Consider the following 19,187-nt stretch of genomic DNA (forward strand, 5'->3'; position numbering starts at 1 on the left):
GTGCTGGGCGATGCCGCTCAAGATGGTGCGGTTCGCCAGTCCGTCGGCAATCGTGAACTTAAGCAGTTTCTTCATCTTGGGCACGGCGTCGCATTCCAGCACCGTACCTACACGGATATCCAGCTTCTCGAATTCTTCGAAGGCGATGGTGGGTTTGATGGGGTTTGCCTTGTAGTTTGCCGCTTCGTTTGCCTTCTTGGTGGCGAGCAGCTTGTCAACTTGCGCCTGGATGACATCGTCTTCCAGTTTCTCAAACAGCAGTTCGGGGGTGCCCAGCTGGTGGCCTACGGGCAAGAGGTCGGTGCTTCCCAAAGTAGCCCAGTCGAAACTTTCCATGTTCAGCATCTTGCGGAGTTTCTCGCTGCTGAAGGGCAGGAACGGTTCGAAGGCGATGGCAAGGTTTGCTACCAGTTGCAGGGAGATGTTGAGGATGGTGGCTACGCGCCCCATGTCTGTCTTGGCGAGCTTCCACGGTTCGGTGTCGGCAAGGTACTTGTTGCCGATGCGTGCCAGGTTCATCGCCTCTTTCTGTGCGTCACGGAACTTGAACACGTCGAGCAATTTCTCCACTTCTGCCTTGACATCAGAGAACTCTTTCAGGGTTTCGCGGTCGTAGTCGTTCAGTTCGCCAGCGGCGGGAACCACACCGTCGAAGTATTTCTTGGTAAGTTGCAGGGCACGGTTCACGAAGTTGCCATATACGGCTACCAATTCGTTGTTGTTGCGTGCCTGGAAGTCCTTCCAAGTGAAGTCGTTGTCTTTGGTCTCCGGGGCGTTGGCGGTCAGCACGTAGCGCAGCACGTCCTGCTTGCCGGGGAAGTCCTGCAAGTATTCGTGCAGCCATACCGCCCAGTTGCGTGAGGTGGAAATTTTGTCGCCTTCGAGGTTCAGGAACTCGTTGCTCGGCACGTTGTCCGGCAGGATGTAGCTGCCTTCCGCCTTCAGCATGGCGGGGAAGACGATGCAGTGGAACACGATGTTGTCCTTGCCGATGAAGTGGATGAGGCGTGTCTCGGGATCTTTCCACCACTTCTCCCACGAGTCGGGCAGCAGTTCCTTGGTATTGCTGATGTAGCCGATGGGGGCGTCGAACCACACGTAGAGCACTTTGCCGTCGGCGCCCTCTACGGGCACAGGGATACCCCAGTCCAAGTCGCGGCTCACGGCACGCGGTTGCAATCCCATGTCGAGCCAGCTCTTGCATTGCCCATAGACGTTGGGGCGCCACTCCTTGTGGTCTTCCAAAATCCATTGGCGCAGCCATGCTTCATGCTTGTCCAGCGGGAGATACCAGTGTTTGGTCTCGCGCATCACGGGTTGGCTGCCGCTGATGGCGCTCTTCGGATTAATCAGGTCCGTAGGGCTAAGGCTGGTGCCGCACTTCTCGCACTGGTCGCCGTATGCGCCTTCGGCGTGGCAGTGGGGGCATTCGCCGGTGATATAGCGGTCGGCAAGAAAGGTCTTCGCCTCTTCGTCGTAGTATTGCATGCTGGTCTTCTCGATGAACTCGCCCTTGTCATAGAGTTTGCGGAAGAAGTCCGAAGCCGTCTGGTGATGTGTCTCCGAAGAGGTGCGGCTATACACGTCGAACGAGATGCCGAACTCCTTGAACGATTCCTTGATGAGCGTGTGGTAGCGGTCCACCACGTCCTGCGGCGTGATGCCTTCCTTCTTTGCACGGATGGTGATGGGCACTCCGTGTTCGTCGGAACCTCCGATGAAGATGACGTCTTCCTTTTTCAGTCTCAGGTAGCGGACATAGATGTCGGCAGGCACATAGACGCCCGCCAAGTGTCCGATATGAACGGGTCCGTTGGCATACGGCAGCGCCGATGTCACGGTGGTACGTTTGAATTTCGTTTCCATTGTAGTATGTATCTCTTTTGTTATGAACACGTTTGGACGTGCAAAGATAGCGGTTTTCTGTGAAATACGAATATACTTCCGGCTTCTTTCCGTATTTCCCTTTTTTCCGGACTATCTTTCAGCGAAGTCGTCAGTATCACCAATACTTCTCCCATAAATAGCGCAACGGACTGAGCAGCCTTCCGGTCACGCTTCTTTCGTCCGTCATCACTTCCGCGGTTCCTGTCAGTTCTCCATTGAAGTTCAAAGCCTTGCCGTAGGAGGTGCGCAGGTCTTGTGGCAGGTTCACGGTGACGGTATAGGCGCTTTCTTCGTCGGCAAGCAGGGAGACTGAAAGCACTTTCCCCGTCAGGAAGCCGAATTCCATGTACGGATATCCTGCCACGCTGATGTTTACCCTCTGCCCCGGTGCCACCTTTCCCGAGCCGTTGGCAGGCAGTTTCATTTTTCCGATGATGCGGCCCGGCTCCCGTGCCACCACGGAGAACACCTTGTCGCCGCTGCCCACGTTCTGATGCTGTTGCCAGATGTGGTTGTAGGAGAGTATGCCGTTGGCAGGGCTGACAAAGAGGCAAGCCATTTCCCACTCCTCGATGCTCATCCGCAGTTCGTTGCAGGCGGTTTGCAGGGCGATGCCCAATCTGTTCGCCTCGCGTTTCTCTTCCATCTGCGTTTCGATGATGCGCTGTTGCAGTTGTGCCTCCTGTATCCGTGCCGTGGAGAGGGAGGTCATCAGTTGTTCCCGCCCTTGTTGTTTGTTTAGGAAAGCCTGTTTGGCCTCCTCGTACTCCGATTGTGCGGTCAGCCCTTTGTCAAAGAGCAGCTTCTCGCGGTTGTGCACGGTGGCGGCTATCCCCAGTTGCTCCTTGTCCAGTTCCGTCTGTCGGTTCAGGTGGGCGATGTAGCGGCGGTACTCCTGTAGCTCCTTTCGGGTGGCTTCCAGTTGTTGCCTGTGCAGGTTCAGGGAGAAGAAGTTGCGGTAGTCTGTCAGGCTTTTCTGGAACGAGGCGTAGGCGTTCTGTATGCTTCCCAAGGCAAGCCCTTCGGGAAAGTATTTCGTGCAGGCGTTACTGTCCGCCGGGCTGAAAGCCTCCAGTTTCCGTTTCAGGCGTAGCACGTCCGCCGTCACGGCGGGATTGTCGAGCACGGCGATGACGCTTCCCGTCCATACGGAGTCGCGGTCGTGATGGAACACTTCTTTTATCTTCCCGCTGTTCCGTGCCACTATCCATACGGGCGGATGCTCCGTAGTTACCGTGACCGGTGCGCTTATCACGTCCGGGTATTTGAAGAAGCAGCCTCCCACGAAGAAGAGTGCCAGCACAATGAAGAACACCGTGATGCCCCACCGTACCAGTGCGTGTGGCGGGCGTGTCAGGATGTCCTGCACCTCCTCGCACCTCAGCTCGATTTCTTTTCTTTCCTCCGACATAGTTTTAAGAAGTCATGGAGAGATTTTTTAATTTTTAATTCTCAATTTTTAATTCTCAAAGTTCCAACTGGTTCTTCACCAACCTGTAGTATTTCCCCTCCCGTGCCGTCAGTTCCTCGTGCGTGCCCGTTTCGGCTATCCGTCCTTGCTCTATCACCACGATGCGGTCCGCCTTGCGCACGGTGCTCAGGCGGTGTGCCACCACTACCGAAGTCCGGCCCTCGAAGAAGCGTTGCAGGTTCTCCATGATGATGCGCTCGTTGTTGGCATCCAGGGCGTTGGTAGCCTCGTCGAAGAAGATGAACTCCGGGTTCTTATAGACGGCACGGGCTATGAGTATGCGTTGCTTCTGCCCCTGGCTCAGTCCGTGTCCCTCTTGCCCTATCCGGGTGTTGTAGCCCAGTGGCAGTTCCTCGATGAAGCGGTGTATGTTCGCCACCTCTGCCGCATGGCGCAGCCGCTCCTTGTCGATGTGCTCCACGCCGGGGGCGATGTTTCCGGCGATGCTGTCCGAGAAGATGAATCCGTCCTGCATCACCACGCCGCACCGCTTTCTCCATTCGCGGATGCTGTAGTTCTCCAGCGGCGTGTCGCCCAGCAGGATTCCTCCTCCCGCAGGCGGGTAGAAGCCTAACAGCAGCTTCACCAATGTGGTCTTTCCACTTCCGCTCATGCCCACGATGGCCGTCTGCTTGCCCGAGGCTATTTCCAGACTGATGTTGTCCAGTGTGGGCGTTTCGCTCAGCGGGTCGTATTTGAAGCTCAGGTTCTCTATCCGCAGGCTCTTCCCGGCGGGTATCTCCCGCAGCAGTTCCCGGGTGGGGTTTTCTTCATCGGGCTTGTCGCGCACTTCGCCCAAGCGGTTCATGCTGAGGCGGGCATCCTGCATGTCGCGGGCAAAGGCGATAAGCTCGTTCACCGGGCTGTTCAGTTGCCCGATGATGTACTGCACCGACAGCATCATGCCCAGCGTCATCTCTCCCCGCACCACCAGCGAGGCCACCAGTCCCGTAATCACGATGTTCTTGGTCTGGTTTATCAGCACGGCGCCCGAGTCCTGGTATTGCCTCAGGGCGAGGCTCCTGATGTTCACCTTGAAGAGCCGTGCCTGTATGCGTTCCCACTCCCAGCGCTTCTGCCGTTCGCAGGCGCTGAGTTTTATCTCCTGCATGCCGTTCACCAGTTGCACCACGGTGCTCTGGTTGGCACTCTGCTGGGCAAAGCGTTTGTGGTCCAGTTCCGCCCGTTTCTTCATGAAGAGCCACACGTAGGCCACGTAGAGCGCGCTTCCTCCCATGAAGATAAGGAATATCAGGGGACTATAGAGCAGCAGCACGATGCCGAACACCGCGATGTTGAACAGCGAGAACACCACGCTGAGGCTACTCCCGGTCAGGAAGCCCTGTATGCGTGTGTGGTCGTTGATGCGTTGCAGGATGTCGCCCGTCATCTTGGTGTCGAAGTAGCCCATGGGTAGCTTCATCAGCTTGATGAGGAAATCGGAGATGAGGGCGATGTTGATGCGCGTGCCCAGGTGCAGCAATATCCAGCCGCGGATAAACTCCACGGCGCTGCTGCTGACGGTCAGCATCAGTTGGGCGATGAGCACCAGGTAGATGAAGCCGGGGTTCTGGTTGTTGATGCCGAAGTCCACGATGCTTTGCGTGAGGAAGGGCAACATCAGTTGAATCATGCTGCCCAGCAGTAACCCCAACAACAATTGTCCCACCAACTGCTTGTAGGGGCGCAGGTAGGAGTAGAGGAAGCTGAATCCTTTGCTTCCGGCGTGGTCGGTCTCCCCTTCGTCTTCCCGGGCGTAGAAGTCCGGGGTGGTCTCTATCAGCAGTGCCACGCCGGTCTCCTCTCCCTCCTTCTTGCTGCTGAGCCAGCAGCGGCAGAACTCTTCCCGGGTGTATTTCAGTTTCCCGGCCCCGGGGTCGGCCACCCACACATGCCTGCTGTCCAGTTTGTACACCACCACGAAGTGCTGTTGGTTCCAGTGGACAATGCAGGGCAGGGGGGCTTCCTGCAACGTTTCGTAGGTCACCTGCACGCAGATGCTTCGGAAGCCGAGTTTCTCCGCCGCTTCGCTGATGCCGAGCATAGAGACTCCCTCACGAGTGATGAACGATTTCTCCCGCAGCCATTCCAAAGAATAGCGCTTGCCATAGAAGGCGGCAACCATGCGGAGGCAGGTGGGACCGCAGTCCATGCTGTCGTGTTGGAGGTAGTGGGGGAAGGGCTTCATTGGTTGATCAGGCTATCTATCTTTTGTAGAAGCTCTTTGCCATGTATGTCTGTGGCAATTACTTGATGTTTTTCGTTTAATATAATATTATAGGGAATGGTACCGATGTTCATTGCTTCTATCGTTTCATTCATATTTTCCTTGTCATCCACCGCTGTCAAATTGAGGAAATCGTGCAACCGGTTCTTTTCTATGCTCTTTTTCCAATTAGCATGCTTCTTATCAATGGAGATCAAGCATATCTTTATCTTGTCTCCATATAACTTCTGAAGTTGGCGGATATATGGGATTTCTTCCAAGCATGGAATACACCAACTTGCCCAAAAGTCTATCAGGATAATTTTTCCTTTTAATTCAGATATGGATACTTTGTTGTTTTGGTCGGACAGCAAAGTTATATCATTCACGTTTACAGCCTTTTTGGAGGAAGACTGCTTCATTCGGCTGAATTTCGCATATTCCACCAAACGCCTATTCGTAATGTCTTTGATAAGTTTGTCCGCTATTTTGCTTTCTTCGCTTTCAGGCGGATAGTTCTGGCTGACGGGATGGATAAGCCTTTCTATCTGTTGGTTGCCCGGAAATCTCATTAGGGCGATATTGCACAAGGTCGTTAAGGAGTCCTTGCTTACTTTTTCTTTGAAGTGTTTTAGAGAAGCTATGGTGTTGAATGATGAACGCGATTGTTGTATAATTCCCATTTCGATGGAATCTATTTGGGCATCTATGCGGGCTATTCGGGCGATTATATCTTTGCTTTCTTCATCTGTAAGTTGGGGTGAAGCCAATTCTGCGTGTAAATTTCTTTTTTCTTGATGAAGCTTGCTTGTTGCCCTTATTTTTTGTGCACGTTCATTGTTCGCATCAGCTCCTTCAATGTTTACTAGTGGCGAAATGCCATCCGCTTCGGAAATAGATGCTTTTATACTGCTATTTGGGGTCAGGACAACGAACCAGTCTATGGGACCTTTTTGAGAGAACAGAATGCAGAACCAGCGCTCTTCCTGTGCGTATGTGTAAAGAGTTATCTCTTTTTGACCTTTCTCTACCGTCACCGAATCGTCTATGATTCGGTCGTTGTTGTCATAGTGGTGTAAATATACCTTTTGTTCGCAATCATTGATTGAGGAGTCCAACTCAATTCTGATTTGTACATTTTTTCCCTGAGGCATCTGTGCCGATAGATTGCAGCTTGTGGCTACGAGGATAAGTAAGCTGTAAATGATTCTTGTTCCCATGCGATTTATGTTTTTATATATTTAGTCTGTTAGAAACTGCCGACTTTTTTTCTGCATTAGTCCATCTCCGCCGCTTCGCTGATGCCGAGCATAGAGACTCCCTCGCGAGTGATGAACGATTTCTCCCGCAGCCATTCCAAAGAATAGCGCTTGCCATAGAAGGCGGTAACCATGCGCAGGCAGGTGGGCCGCAGTCCATGGTGCCGTGCTGGAGGTAGTGGGGGAAGGGCTTCATTGGGCTTTAATTATACATATAAATAGTCTATATCTTTAATATTATAATAGCTTGGTAATTTATTCCCGTTTATAAATAAAAGTGGGGTACTATAAAGTTTATGACTTCGGCACCATTCTTCTTGTACATTGATATAAGAATCATACTTGGAAGCCTCTTGCTGAAACTTTGCGGCATATATGATTTTGTTTTTGCTGACAGGATAATAGGCAACATATTTTTGTAATTTAACGAGAAATTGCTTTGAATCCATTAAGTAATCGGAGATTAAATGTCTGGCTATCGTTATTGATTCTGGATGGCCCTTTCGATCCAATAGGAAAATCAAATTCAACTTTAGGTCATCTTTTCTTTGAAGGATGGGGATCAGTGTTTGTAGTTCTTTTATGCAAGAAGCGCAAATAGGACTAAAAATCAATGTAAGCTTTGTTCTCGCATTTGCATTCCCTATGGATATTTTGTCCACTTTGTCTATATCCTCAAGGTGAAGTTCTTGTTGGAAAAGATATTGTGTAATGTTCTCGTCATATATCAACTCGTTAAATTTATCTTTTAAGACAAGATACTCCTTTTGGGTGACAATTAGTGGTTTAACAACTACATAAATTGATACTATGACTAAGAATGTTATCATAATACTCATTATGGGCCTGGCATTTAATAACATACGGGTATCTCTGAGGGTTATGGTACAGATACTTAATACAAACAAAAATACAAAAACAGCTTGTACGGAAAGGCAAAGGGTACACCATTTTCGTGCAACAAATCTTTGATAGAAAAGAGAATAGCATACGTATCCAATGCTGAACAAAGAAAGGATGTTGATAAAGGATTGTGCCGTATTAAACGGTAAAATTAGCAATATAGCTAAAAGAAAAGTGAAATATACGAATCCAATGTCACTCCAAGAAACAATCTCCATAAAATAGGCATCTTTGAAATCCAATATGGAAGAACAATCCACCTTGCTTTTATTTCCTTTTGACGAACATAGTTTCTTAATGTATATGTTGTATTTATCTGTTTGCTCGATGAACAAAAGAATGGATGCACCCAATCCACCTAATACCCCAAAGAAGTACAGATAAAAAAGGAATTCTCCAGTTCTTTTTAAAATTAGCAAATAAATACACAATGCTACTAAGCATGATATAGACAAGGGATATTTGGCTATATCTACAAAGGTGTCGAACTTGCTCTTTAACGGAATATTGATTTTTCCCGGTAAATCATCGATGACGAGGATATTTCCATCCCACATTTCTTCAAAATCTTCTTTTTTTATACTTTCCGTCTTTCCTTTTTCATCAATTATTTCTACAGAATCGGCTGTAATTTTTGTAATAAATAGGAATAAGTCCACATTTGTCATGATATGAGCAATGACTGGACAAGGTATATTTGATAGCTCTTCATAACTGGTATGTATGGCAAAACTATCTTTGCCCATCCTTTGCAATATGTACTGAAAAGACAGAAAACTGGGAAAATCCGGGTGTTCTTTCAATATCTGATACAATGCGGCTGAGTATTCGACATCGTAATGATTTGTAATGATTTTCAAAATACTCCTTGCATTGTCTTTTATTATTTTTTGATGCGCATTCATGCTATTTGCTATTTTAGATACTTGTCTATTGTTGTTGTCACCTGTTCGTCACTTGGCCTTGGGGCGTTCACTTCAACAATATTGCCTTTTTTGTCAAAAATAATATATCGGGGGATTGACTCTAGCTTTAGCTTCTCCAGTATTTTGCTGTTTTTTGAGTTTATGATGAGAAAATTGTTGGGCACTTCTGATAGCCCCTCCTGCTCTATCGCTTTCTTCCAACTGCTTTCTTGGTCGTTGAGAGCCATATAGACGAACACCACATCTTTTTCTTTATATAGTTCCCGTAATTTTGTTGAGGGAATCATCTCTTCCCGACAAGGTACACACCAACTTGCCCAAAAGTCCATATAAATGACCTTTCCCTTGTTTTTTTCTAACAATAGTTTCAGGTTGGTTGGCTTTCCGCTAACATCTTTCAATAATAGCTGGTTGGTATCGGCGGATAGGTTGTATTTGTCTATTATCTTGTTGAATAGCACTGTGTCTTGGGTTATATGGATATATTTACCAAGATAGTTATTTACGTCTTGCGCCGAAAAGTTTTCACCGATTTCTTTAATGCAACGTTCAAGTAGAAGGTGTTTTGATTTTTGCTGGAATGGTTTTGGAGATAGTTCATCGAAAGTTCGCCGCCAGTCTTTACTTCCTCCTTGTGATTTACGTATTGTCGGAATATGCTGATTGAAAAACCAAAGATAATAGTCCAAAAATTCACGGTAGGAGGGATAATGGATATACTTGTCACACACTTCCAACTCCATCTGGCGATAGAAAGCGGTATCCTTATTCAATATTCGCCGAGATTCGTATTCTTTCAGCTTTAATAAATATTGGTAACGATTATGTATTTCATTTGAGATAAGTTGCTGTTCTTTAAAGATATTGATAGTATCCATATAGTTTTTTTTATAACTATCGAACATGGATTGTAATGAATCTAAAGGACAATAATCCATTATTAGTGAAGTCCAATTATTTGCCCGTATTACATCAATAGCTTCAGCAATCCGTACCCAGTCACTTCCAAGACAAGTCTTTGCTTCTAATCCAGCATGAGTCTTCCCCTTGCGCAATTCATAATTCATATTATAGATTCTACTATATTCGGGATGGTGCTTACTATTTAAAATGGGGTAGCCAATACTATCCTGAGAAATAGTAATGGTATCCCCCTGAATTAATGGGTAGTAATTAAACTCATAATCGCCATAGTTTAGGCCTAACTCTTTGAAGTGTTCAGTGGAATAAAAGGTTAGGGTATCAAGGTCTTTATTGGGCATGTATTCCATAAGAGTCCCTGCACTATCAGTATAAAGAACTTTGGGCATTGGCACGTGTCTCATACCTCCTGGTGTTCTGTACGGTTTTGGATGATAATGATTGAAACAGACTATAGTATTCTTCTCACATTTCTCATTGGCGGCTTGATGCTGTTGGCAAGATAAAATGCTTATCGCCAGAAAAAGCATGAAACATATACATATCATAAATGTAGCTTTTAGATTTGTAATAGTATTAAATAAGGAGTAGAAGAATTATTGCTGAAATCAATAGTTCCCCTACTCTTTAATCTATCATTTATCCACAATAGCTGCTTGAAGCACAACTATCACAGCACCAATAGCCATCGGGGGTAGCCATGAACTGAGCATGCTTTTTGCTTACACCGCATTCTACGGTACCTGTTGGGGATTTGTAACCACAAGTTCCACTTCCTCCCTTGATAGCTCTCATTTGTTTTTTATTGATAGCTTTTGCTTTTAAATCATTAAAATTCATAATGTTCTATTTCTTAATTAACTCTACTCTATTAAAGCTTTTCGATTCCGCTTATATTTATGTGCACAAAATATCAAAGAATAAATTCGCCGGTCAAGAAACTGCCGTCCGCTTCTATCTCAATCAGATAGCTGCCGCTGTTCTCGCCGTTCAGGTCTATGCGGAGGGTAGTGGGGTTGCTATATGCCTCTGTATGGACGGTTTCACCGGTAGCGGTGTGGGTGATGGTGACGGTAGCGTCCTCAATGGTTGCATTGAAATTGATGCTTACTACCTTATTATATATATAAGCATAGGCTATTTGCCGTTGGATGCTGCGTCTGATAGGACTTTGTCCTTCTTTATCAATAACTCTTTTTGTATCATTATCATTTGTTTGTTGGAGAGTAATCTCAACGGGATTATTTTCTTCTGCTGCGTGCAGCACATTTCCTAAGGAAACAATAGCAAGTAAAATAAGTAACAGCTTTTTCATAATCATACACTTTTAGTTGTTTTATTAATGTCACAAATGTATGGATTTACATGGTAGTTGTGTGTATAAAAAGTGTATAAATGTAGTGTATAACAGCAGATATACATGTATAAAAAGCTATTTTCTCTCTTGACACAACTCTTTTAAGACTTTTTGCAGCGAAGTGGCTCCATGCGCAAACCCCATTTTCTTTTCCACAATGCGGTTCGCTTTTTTGTAGATGGTGTCCCGTTGGCAGTTCAGTAAGTAGCCGAAATGACTGATGGGAAAATCCGTCAAATAGAGACAGCAAAGGTGGATTTCTTCTTGGGATAGATTGTATCGGGAGTATAGTTTTAGGGTAACATCATTCCAACGCCGATCTGCCTCGGCAACCAACTGCATCCAATCTTCCTTTTCCATACACAACTCTGATTTGTCGCGCTCTTTGTAGTCTTGAATGATGCGTTTCATTTTCAATTCTATTTTCGAATATTCTTGCGTTGTTTTCAACAATGATTGTCGTTCTTGGTTCAACGTGTCCAGTTCCTTGCGCAATTTTTCTTTCAGGGCGACATCATGATGCAGTGCTTCCAACTCTTTCTCCAAATAGGCTATTCTTTCTACTTTTTGTCGTTGTTCTTTTTCAAGTCTGCTATTCTGTCGCTGCATCATTGCCTGCATATCTTCCAATCTGCCTTTTTCTTCTTGCAGCCGGAGGGTTTTGTGGCGGTTTCTGTTCCGTATGAATAAGAAAAGGAGCAGAGCCACTATGACAAGCAGAAACAATAGGTAATTGTATGTGTTGACAGATGCCTCATGCTCTTTTTGTTGGTGGAGCATTTGAACCTCTTTTTCAGCACCAATCATGCCGTAGGCTTGTTGACTGCGGGTATTCCGCAAACTGTCCAGATAGATAGTGTGCATTTTTGCCAATTCCAAGGATTCTTGGTAATTTTCGGAAGCTTTTGCTATATCAGATAGGTATCCATAAACTCCGGCTTTTATAGCATAGCTTTTGGCGGGAAGAGCTTTGTATAGATAGAAAGTGGCAGAGTCATATTGGTGATTTTCATAATAGGCATTTCCCAACAACTGATAGGTGCTGTAGCAGTGTATTGTATCATCTTGCAGTGCAAGGTTTTGTTTGGCAAACTCTACCGCCTCTTTCCCTTTTTCCATTCTGCTGTATAAAGAACTCAATGAATACATCGTTCTTTTACTCAACAAATGATTGTTTAGCAGTTTGGCCATGCGATATGCTTGCAGCATCAGTTTTTCCGCTTTTGGATAAAAACGTTTGCCTTTTTCCACCTGTATCATTCCCCGCTGCAATAAGGTTTCTGCCTGAAGCAGGGAGTCTTCCATCTGTACTGCAATCTGCTGCACTTCCTGATAGACGGAATCTGCCTGCTCATTCAGGTCGTTGGTATAAAACAAGTAGCCTATGTTATTGCAGATGAGGCTTAACAAGCAAAGGTTTTTGCCGTTCTCCACTAGCTTTTTAGCTGTTAGGAAATGGGACATCGCTTTTGTATCGTTTCTTAAATCCCTATATACACATCCGCCATAATAGTAACTGCGTGCTCGCATCTCCATATTGGAAGTCTTGTCATAATAAGCGATGGCAGAAAGTATCAGCGAATCATCCTTCTGCTTCACATAGTTCTTGTCCCGTGCCTGCGTCAGCAGCAGGGCATGGTAGGCACGGTCGGCATCTGTTTTCAGCTTTTTAGAAGGTATGCCGTCCAGAACGATGAGTGCGCTGTCCGGGCGTACCGTCAGCAAGGAGTCCGCCTGCATGAGCAGGGTGCCGTAGTCCACCCTGTCTGTGCAGGCAGCCAGTAGGATAGCCAACGTATATATAAATGTTTTTACTGCTTTCATTACATCCCCCACACTTCAATCGTCCTCCCTGCATACTCTTCCGTTCGGTGCCATAGTTTCTCTTCCCGCAATTTGTCTATCAGAATGTCTATATGCGTATCTCTCCGATAGATGATTTGTTCCTGTGCCCGGTAAATCATTTCAGGGATGATGCGAATGCTGCGGTCGCGGTTCTCCTTCATCCTCATGGTCACTTCGTAGCCCAAGGCGTTGACCAGCCAAGGTTGCCCTTCGGTCGCCTCCCAAATCAGGGGGAAGCAGGCTTCGTCAAACTCCTGTCCGGTGGCAGCGGTGTGCTGCATATATAGTTCTCGGATTTCCTCCTTCGTAAAGTTGCCGAGGTGCAGCGATTCTGCCTTGATGTTGAACGCCGACCCGCCAGTGACGATGTCTTGGTTGGAGAGCACGATGCGGTAATCGCGTACGTCGCGTATGCCGCAGAGGATGATGGTTTGCGGGAAGTGCGCGGGTCGGTTGGCATATCCTGCACGTATTTGCCGCAGCACGCTGACCAGTGAGTCGCCTACCAAGGCATCTATCTCGTCGATGAAGAGGACGAGCGGGCGGTCGAGGGCTTCGCAGAGTGCTGTCAGGAAGGTGGTCAGCATGTTGGAACCCGTTGTGTTCTCGTCCCGTACCACTTTGCGGAGCACATCGTTGGGCAGTTCCGATTTCAGGACAAGGCGTGTTTCGGCGGCGATGGTTTCGGCGGTGGTTTTTACCACATCGTCCACTTGGTTTCTCATCGCCTGCCCTGCCTCCACATCGGCATACACGGCGATGAACTCCCCTCGTGCGTTCAGGTAATCCCTCAACGCCAGCAGGCAGGTGGTTTTCCCGGTTTGGCGGGAGGCGTGCAGGATGAAGTACTTCCGTTGGTAAATCAACATTTCAACCTCTTCCAAATCAATGCGTTTCAATGGCTCTATATAATAGTGTATGTCCGGTTGTATGGGGCCGGCTGTATTGAAGATTTTGGGTAACAGTTTCATAGCGCATGCCTTTTTAAATAGTAATGCCCCAAAGATACGAATTGTTTTGTAATCCCGCTGATTCATGGGGAGATTCTTTCGGCGAAGTCACCGGTACCATTCTCGGCTTTTATTTGATTGTTTCCTCTAGCCACGGCTCTTTCATTTAGGACTTACACTTATTTTATTTTTAGATGCGGATTTAGCAGATAAAGCGGATTTTATTTTTATCAGCTGAATAAATAATCCGCCCAATCCGCTAAATTCCGCGTCTGAAAAATAAAAAGAAACTGACACATCTTTTTTTATTTACAAGAGTCAAAGGAGTTGGAGATGATGTGCTTGTGCATGATGCCGTTGCCGGAGCATCGGCTTTTACTTCTAAATCGGTTTGTCGGCTGACCACTCCTTTTAACTCCTCTAACTTCGTTCAATGAAAAAAACGCGTTGTTGATGCATCCTTATCCCAAAGGATTGTCACCCGAACCGCCTTGTCCCGGATTCTCCTCGCCCGAATCATCGCTGAACGTGTCGTTTTTCAGGCATACGCTGTTGGAGACGGTTCTGCTCTCTTCGTTATAGAAGCTGAGGTAAACCGCCAGTGCGTCATCACTCCAGTTGGTTGGCAGTATCAGTTCGGCTGCGGCTTCGGAACGTGCAGCGCCGTCCAAGCTGTAAATGGCCTCTTTCTTATGCTTGTTGTACGCCAGCAGCATGGCGGAATCTGTGGCTTGGGCATTTCCCATACCGCTGTTGTCCGTCCATGTGTAGGAGACTTTGTTGCCTTCTACTGCAGCTGTGGCATTCATGGCCGTGTTCAGACTGCCCCGTGCCACCAATGTTTTGTTATAGTCGATGGTCACATCGGCTCCGCACCCTGTTGTCGCATTCTTCAGCATGTAGGACATGGCCGCATTGAAAGCCGATTGCCCTTTTGCATAATTCTGATAGCCAACGCGCAAAAAAGGCGTGAAAGTTCTCAGAAATTGCAGTGCCACCAGAAATTTGTTTCGTTGGCATTGCTGCTTTTCCGTGTTGGGGTTGTTTACGCTTACTGCCAGTGCCCGCATGTAGTGTACCGATTTCCATGTGCTACCTACTACTGTGCCTACTTTTCCCGAGAAGCCTCCCAGGATTCCTTGTTTGATAGTTCCCATAATCTTTAAAAATTTTTGTGTTAGTAAAATAAGTTTGTGTTGTCGATGAATCCATACTAAAAGACTTCTGCAGCAATCTTCTTGTGTTTCTCCGTCGGCAGAACGGTGCTTGTGTTTCCGTTACGCCGGCAAAGATAGCGGGTGCATTTTATCTGTGCAAATGAAATAAGCGTAACCGTTACACAGATTGCTTTTTCCTTAAATTTCTACTCGTTGATGGATTTGCTTTGTGTTTATAATTGGTTGTTCTTTAGTTGTTTGTGCGCGTTTGTGTTGTTGTTTGGGGCGCTTAGGGGTACTTATCTTCCGTTGTCATTTTTTGTGTCCTTTCCTTGCTTCACTATACTCTTTTTTCCTTTCGCTAAAATATCCGAAGTCGCATCGAAAAATCTTTTTATGAAAAATTTCCCCTGCTACAGCCATTTTGCAGCAGGGGAAATTTTTAATTATTTTACTCTTTCTGATGCGCTCTCAGTGTTATGCATCAATTAGTTGCATCCAGATATATCGTTTTGCTAAAAGTATATATATCCCTCAAATCTTCACTTTCCCCTATAACTGTAAATGTATAAGAACCGGGGATGCTTGTCCGAACAGCTTTGAAAGTATTGGGAGCATGCATAAATGAAGCATCATCTGGATATGGATTTTCATAAAGAGTAACGTTGCTGTTATCAACAGACCAAACGAAATTTCCTTCCGGCTGATTGCTGATAGCGTGTAATAGAAGTGTCGATCCATATTGGATCGTTGTAATGTCTGTAATAATGGGAGCAGAAGATGTTATCACATGCAAATCAAAAGGAATCTTCACAATGAGTCCTGTAGGGCAATGCACTTTGGCTGAAACGAACCTATCTGCTGATCCCGTAAATGAAACCTGAATAGCATTGCTGCCTTGCCCATTGACAATAGTTGCTTTTGATCCCGTAGCAGCCCATTCTACAGTGGCTCCTATAGGCACATTCGATAATCAGTATTCCCTTGAGACGGAGGAAGTATTATCAGGAAGTGCGATAACTTGGTCACCGGAAATCTCCATGCTCAGCTTATAATAGCGCAGACCTTTTGAGTTATATGGGCAATCAGCGGGTAGATGCTTCATCAGGCAAAGCCGCCCCCATTTAGAAATCAAATAAGGGCTTGGTAAGTCCACTATGGCTGAATGTTCTTCATTTGGATTTGGATAATATACTTTTCTTGCTTTGGGATCGCTGTTGTTAGTTATAACATAACTTCCATCTAACCAATACGGTGAAGGATAATTCATCCAATATTTTTCCCCACCTTCACTTACACTCCAAGCATACGCATGGCAGTTATAAGAAACAGTAGCTTCACCCATATAAATAGCTCTGGGATATGCTTTTGTGCAATACTCTTTTTTTGCTGCCTTTTCCGCAGGAGTAAATTCGCTAACACTGAGCACACCTACAATCACTTCACTTCCTTGAGGTGTAAAGATCTTCTTTTGTGCCGATACACTGCTTGTTAAACAAATCATGAACAAGATTACTGCAAATCTTATATACGTCCTTCTCCTATATGTACTTGCCATGATGGGTAGCCTTCTTTATCTTTTTGGGGTACTGCATTTGTTTCTTCACCTGTCATTGTATATTTTTTTATTACCACAGTGCGTTTCTTTTTCGCTCTATCGGCATAATCATACTTCATGCGCACAATGGTTTCTCCTTTTTCATCCTCATAAAAATCGGCACGTAATTCTAACATGAAATTGCCTGCTTCTCTCACCTCTTGACAAAACTTGTCAATTTTATTCTGTAGTAAGGAAAAAGACTGCGGGTCTTCAAAATTGCAGTCGGAAATTTGAGGCATAGAGTCTTCCGTGCAAAATTCGTTAGTCCAAATCAGTTCGGCTCCTTTCTCAAAGCTGTCTTTAACAGCGGAAAATTTCACATCCCTTCCGTAGGCATCGCAACAAAGCGTGTCTTCTTCCCAATTGTATTCGCGGCCTACTTTTTCATATTTCATCGCTAACAGCAATTTGCCGTTATGCTCAAACTTGTAAAATTTCCAAAGCACACCGAACATATAAGAGTCAAATTCCCAATCTACTACAAAAGAATGCTTGAATTGCCATTCACTAATCCAGCTTGGAAGTCCTTCGCCGTTCCACTCTTCCCCCAGACTCTCTTCAAAATAGTTTTCTTCCGAACATCCTGCCATTCCGAAAGAGGCCACTATCAGCCCAAAATATAAAATCCATTTTTTCATAACTTATAGTATTAATATTGAACAAGCGTTTGACAATATCTTTTCATCTCTTGATACTGTTCCCTGTCTTGGAACATTCCTGTATCTAAAAAGTCATCCGATTCCGAATGTGCCGTCCGTGTTTGTACCGGATTTCCGTTCAAGGCTTTTACGCAAAGGTAAGTAGTGGAAGAAAGGTCTCCCAACGCGAAATGCAGTTTCCGGTTTTCTTTGTTTTCCATGACATTATATGCATATTGGGCTATCTCGTTCTTTATTTCATTGGTTGCATTTGTCAAAATGTCATCGAATGAGAGAAGATATTCGCACAGCATGTGATTCAAGACTATTCTTCCCTCTTCCTCCAAAGACAATCCGGTGAAATCAATCGACCTTATGTCTTTATCCATCAGATAGTTGAAGATACGAAGGCAATAATCTTTCCTTTTCATCAACTCTTGGAAACCGTTGAAGCGTGAAGCCACTACTTTAAGGCCTTTCAAAGGGGTGTCGAAAGCAAACGCATCGAACAGTAAGGGGTATTCCATGCATATCTCTACTAATTCTGTGGTAGAGATTTTGTTAAGGGGAGAATCCGGAATCTGGCATGCTGCTAATTTTTGTTCATGGGTGTCGAAACTTTCCCATTGGATAGACGGAAAAACAAAAGTGCGTTCTCCCAATGATGCACGTGTTGTCACTTTCTCCGTGGCAACATCTTTTGTGCTCGAATCTGCAATTACGTCTTTGCATCCATATCCAATCAATGCAAAGGTGCAAATAAGAAATAGCGCTTTTAGCTTCATGGTACTATTTGTTAATGATTTTCGCAATATAGGTATTCTTTTTCATGTAAATAGTAAAACGATGGTTTTTTTGTATTATTTTACTTTTTACAAGCCACCCTGGTGACTATTTACCTATCGTGGCATGTATAATGTACTCATTTTCAATGTAGGGATGTACCCCCGGTGCATCCGAAATACCGGTCGACAGTATGCAAATGAGCGGCTGCGCCAGGTATTGAATTCAATCAGGTAAATAGTAGAAGAGTTACGAGGGTCGGTAGCTATTCAGACTACTTCATCTGGCGTTTTTCTTCTTTCGGTTGTACAACTTGGGTGTCGTTATGCCCCAAACAGCATTAAGTAAATAGGTGAATAAGTTATGAGCAATATTGGCTTCGTGAACGTTTCTTGCTTCTTCCTATCCGCTTCCTGTTTTCTCCCTGTCTATAGAGAGGGAGCATACAAGGAGCAGGTAGGGAGCGGGTAGGGAGCAGGTAGGGAGAAGAACTAAACCGTTTTCGTGAAAAACAACTGAAAAGAAATTTGGGCGCGATTAAGTGGGCGAAACCGTTCCTAAAACTGGGCTGTCATTGCTTGTACTATGGTGTTGAAAGACCAATGAAACGTCTCTGCTTGCAGATTGCATGGCAACCCTCCCGACGCCGTAAGGCGGTTGAGGTATTAGGCTCCCTCCGAAAGATATTTCGTGGCACACGGGCAAGTCCGAACGAAAACGGCTTCGGCAAACGCTTAATACCTAATTATGAGGTCAGAGATAGAGAATATTCCAAAGAAAATGCCGTAAATAATATCGCTGCAAAAGTATAAAATAATTTTGCGCCAAATTTCCAAATATATTTTTGAAATTGATTTGGAATACAAAGAAACAAACTATCCAATACCTGTCTTGCTGAGATCAATCCGGCCTCGGTAATGCCTGATTTCGATAAGAACGGTTTTGTGTTATCGGTGAAGACGGAGTATGGCGGAAAAAGTATTCCATCAGATTTTAAATAATGATGCTGTCACTTCATTTTATATCTTCTCTGTTGATTGTCATCGCTGCAATAAAATCATTCTCTCGTTTTTTGAGGTGGAATGGTATTCTATTGATAACGGTCTCGATGATTTATGCCTGCTTTTGTTTCATGGCATTTGGAAAGAGGGTGGGAATAAATTCAACTATCTTGATAGAATATGTCATCGCACAACAGGGACTTGACCCTTCTTCACTTCCATTGCCATTAGCCGTGGCTGTATTATAGTTTTATTTTGCCTCTCCCGCTTGCTCTTATGTATA

General features: G+C 45.5%; 17 protein-coding genes. 1 reads left to right on the forward strand and 16 read right to left on the reverse strand.

Annotation, left to right across the window (positions count from 1 at the left end; genetic code table 11):
• From metG to K2G43_RS04845, 16 genes are all read right to left on the reverse strand, one after another.
• The coding region (gene metG / locus K2G43_RS04770; RefSeq protein WP_300153233.1) for a methionine--tRNA ligase at nucleotides 1-1,866 on the reverse strand (1,866 nt) is incomplete at its 3' end.
• Nucleotides 1,867-2,002: 136 nt separating this feature from the next.
• Nucleotides 2,003-3,298, reverse strand: coding sequence for an HlyD family efflux transporter periplasmic adaptor subunit (locus K2G43_RS04775; protein ID WP_300153235.1), 1,296 nt, complete (start codon nucleotides 3,296-3,298; stop codon nucleotides 2,003-2,005).
• A 55-nt stretch (nucleotides 3,299-3,353) separates the two neighbouring features.
• Entirely contained in the window at nucleotides 3,354-5,546 is a 2,193-nt protein-coding gene (locus K2G43_RS04780; protein ID WP_297641451.1) for a peptidase domain-containing ABC transporter, read from the reverse strand.
• Nucleotides 5,543-6,784 carry a TlpA disulfide reductase family protein gene (locus tag K2G43_RS04785; RefSeq protein ID WP_297641449.1) on the reverse strand — a complete coding sequence of 414 codons (1,242 nt, stop codon included), beginning with the start codon at nucleotides 6,782-6,784 and terminating at the stop codon, nucleotides 5,543-5,545. The genes K2G43_RS04780 and K2G43_RS04785 overlap by 4 nt, the downstream gene beginning before the upstream one ends.
• A gap of 56 nt (nucleotides 6,785-6,840) precedes the next feature.
• The gene (locus K2G43_RS04790; RefSeq protein WP_297641447.1) at nucleotides 6,841-6,957 is read right to left on the reverse strand and encodes a hypothetical protein; all 117 of its coding nucleotides are present in this window, start codon (nucleotides 6,955-6,957) and stop codon (nucleotides 6,841-6,843) included.
• A gap of 72 nt (nucleotides 6,958-7,029) precedes the next feature.
• The gene (locus K2G43_RS04795) at nucleotides 7,030-8,631 is read right to left on the reverse strand and encodes a cysteine peptidase family C39 domain-containing protein (RefSeq protein WP_297641445.1); all 1,602 of its coding nucleotides are present in this window, start codon (nucleotides 8,629-8,631) and stop codon (nucleotides 7,030-7,032) included.
• A gap of 8 nt (nucleotides 8,632-8,639) precedes the next feature.
• The gene (locus tag K2G43_RS04800; protein WP_300153238.1) at nucleotides 8,640-10,121 is read right to left on the reverse strand and encodes a TlpA disulfide reductase family protein; all 1,482 of its coding nucleotides are present in this window, start codon (nucleotides 10,119-10,121) and stop codon (nucleotides 8,640-8,642) included.
• Nucleotides 10,122-10,212: 91 nt separating this feature from the next.
• The gene (locus tag K2G43_RS04805) at nucleotides 10,213-10,413 is read right to left on the reverse strand and encodes a TIGR04149 family rSAM-modified RiPP (RefSeq protein WP_300153240.1); all 201 of its coding nucleotides are present in this window, start codon (nucleotides 10,411-10,413) and stop codon (nucleotides 10,213-10,215) included.
• A 73-nt stretch (nucleotides 10,414-10,486) separates the two neighbouring features.
• A complete protein-coding gene (locus K2G43_RS04810; RefSeq protein WP_300153242.1) occupies nucleotides 10,487-10,888 on the reverse strand; it encodes a DUF3244 domain-containing protein in 402 nt (133 codons plus the stop codon).
• A gap of 117 nt (nucleotides 10,889-11,005) precedes the next feature.
• Nucleotides 11,006-12,754 carry a hypothetical protein gene (locus K2G43_RS04815; RefSeq protein ID WP_297642992.1) on the reverse strand — a complete coding sequence of 583 codons (1,749 nt, stop codon included), beginning with the start codon at nucleotides 12,752-12,754 and terminating at the stop codon, nucleotides 11,006-11,008.
• Nucleotides 12,754-13,746, reverse strand: a complete 993-nt coding sequence (locus tag K2G43_RS04820; protein ID WP_297642993.1) for an AAA-like domain-containing protein — start codon at nucleotides 13,744-13,746, stop codon at nucleotides 12,754-12,756. Before K2G43_RS04820 ends, K2G43_RS04815 begins: the two co-directional genes overlap by 1 nt.
• 440 nt (nucleotides 13,747-14,186) lie before the next feature.
• Nucleotides 14,187-14,882: a DUF6266 family protein gene (locus K2G43_RS04825; protein ID WP_297642994.1), complete on the reverse strand. Its 696-nt coding sequence runs from the start codon at nucleotides 14,880-14,882 to the stop codon at nucleotides 14,187-14,189.
• Nucleotides 14,883-15,366: 484 nt separating this feature from the next.
• Nucleotides 15,367-15,846 (reverse strand): hypothetical protein, encoded by a 480-nt coding sequence (locus K2G43_RS04830; RefSeq protein ID WP_297642996.1) that lies wholly within the window; start codon nucleotides 15,844-15,846, stop codon nucleotides 15,367-15,369.
• 9 nt (nucleotides 15,847-15,855) lie between these two features.
• The gene (locus K2G43_RS04835; RefSeq protein WP_297642997.1) at nucleotides 15,856-16,440 is read right to left on the reverse strand and encodes a hypothetical protein; all 585 of its coding nucleotides are present in this window, start codon (nucleotides 16,438-16,440) and stop codon (nucleotides 15,856-15,858) included.
• Nucleotides 16,407-17,120 (reverse strand): hypothetical protein, encoded by a 714-nt coding sequence (locus tag K2G43_RS04840; protein ID WP_297642999.1) that lies wholly within the window; start codon nucleotides 17,118-17,120, stop codon nucleotides 16,407-16,409. Before K2G43_RS04840 ends, K2G43_RS04835 begins: the two co-directional genes overlap by 34 nt.
• 11 nt (nucleotides 17,121-17,131) lie before the next feature.
• Nucleotides 17,132-17,905, reverse strand: a complete 774-nt coding sequence (locus K2G43_RS04845) for a hypothetical protein (RefSeq protein WP_297643001.1) — start codon at nucleotides 17,903-17,905, stop codon at nucleotides 17,132-17,134.
• 964 nt (nucleotides 17,906-18,869) lie between these two features.
• Between K2G43_RS04845 and K2G43_RS04850 the strand changes: the two genes are divergently transcribed.
• Entirely contained in the window at nucleotides 18,870-19,109 is a 240-nt protein-coding gene (locus tag K2G43_RS04850; RefSeq protein ID WP_297643003.1) for a hypothetical protein, read from the forward strand.
• Nucleotides 19,110-19,187 lie beyond the last annotated feature (78 nt).

The sequence above is a fragment of the Bacteroides sp. genome, assembly GCF_029057325.1.
Lineage (GTDB): Bacteria > Bacteroidota > Bacteroidia > Bacteroidales > Bacteroidaceae > Bacteroides.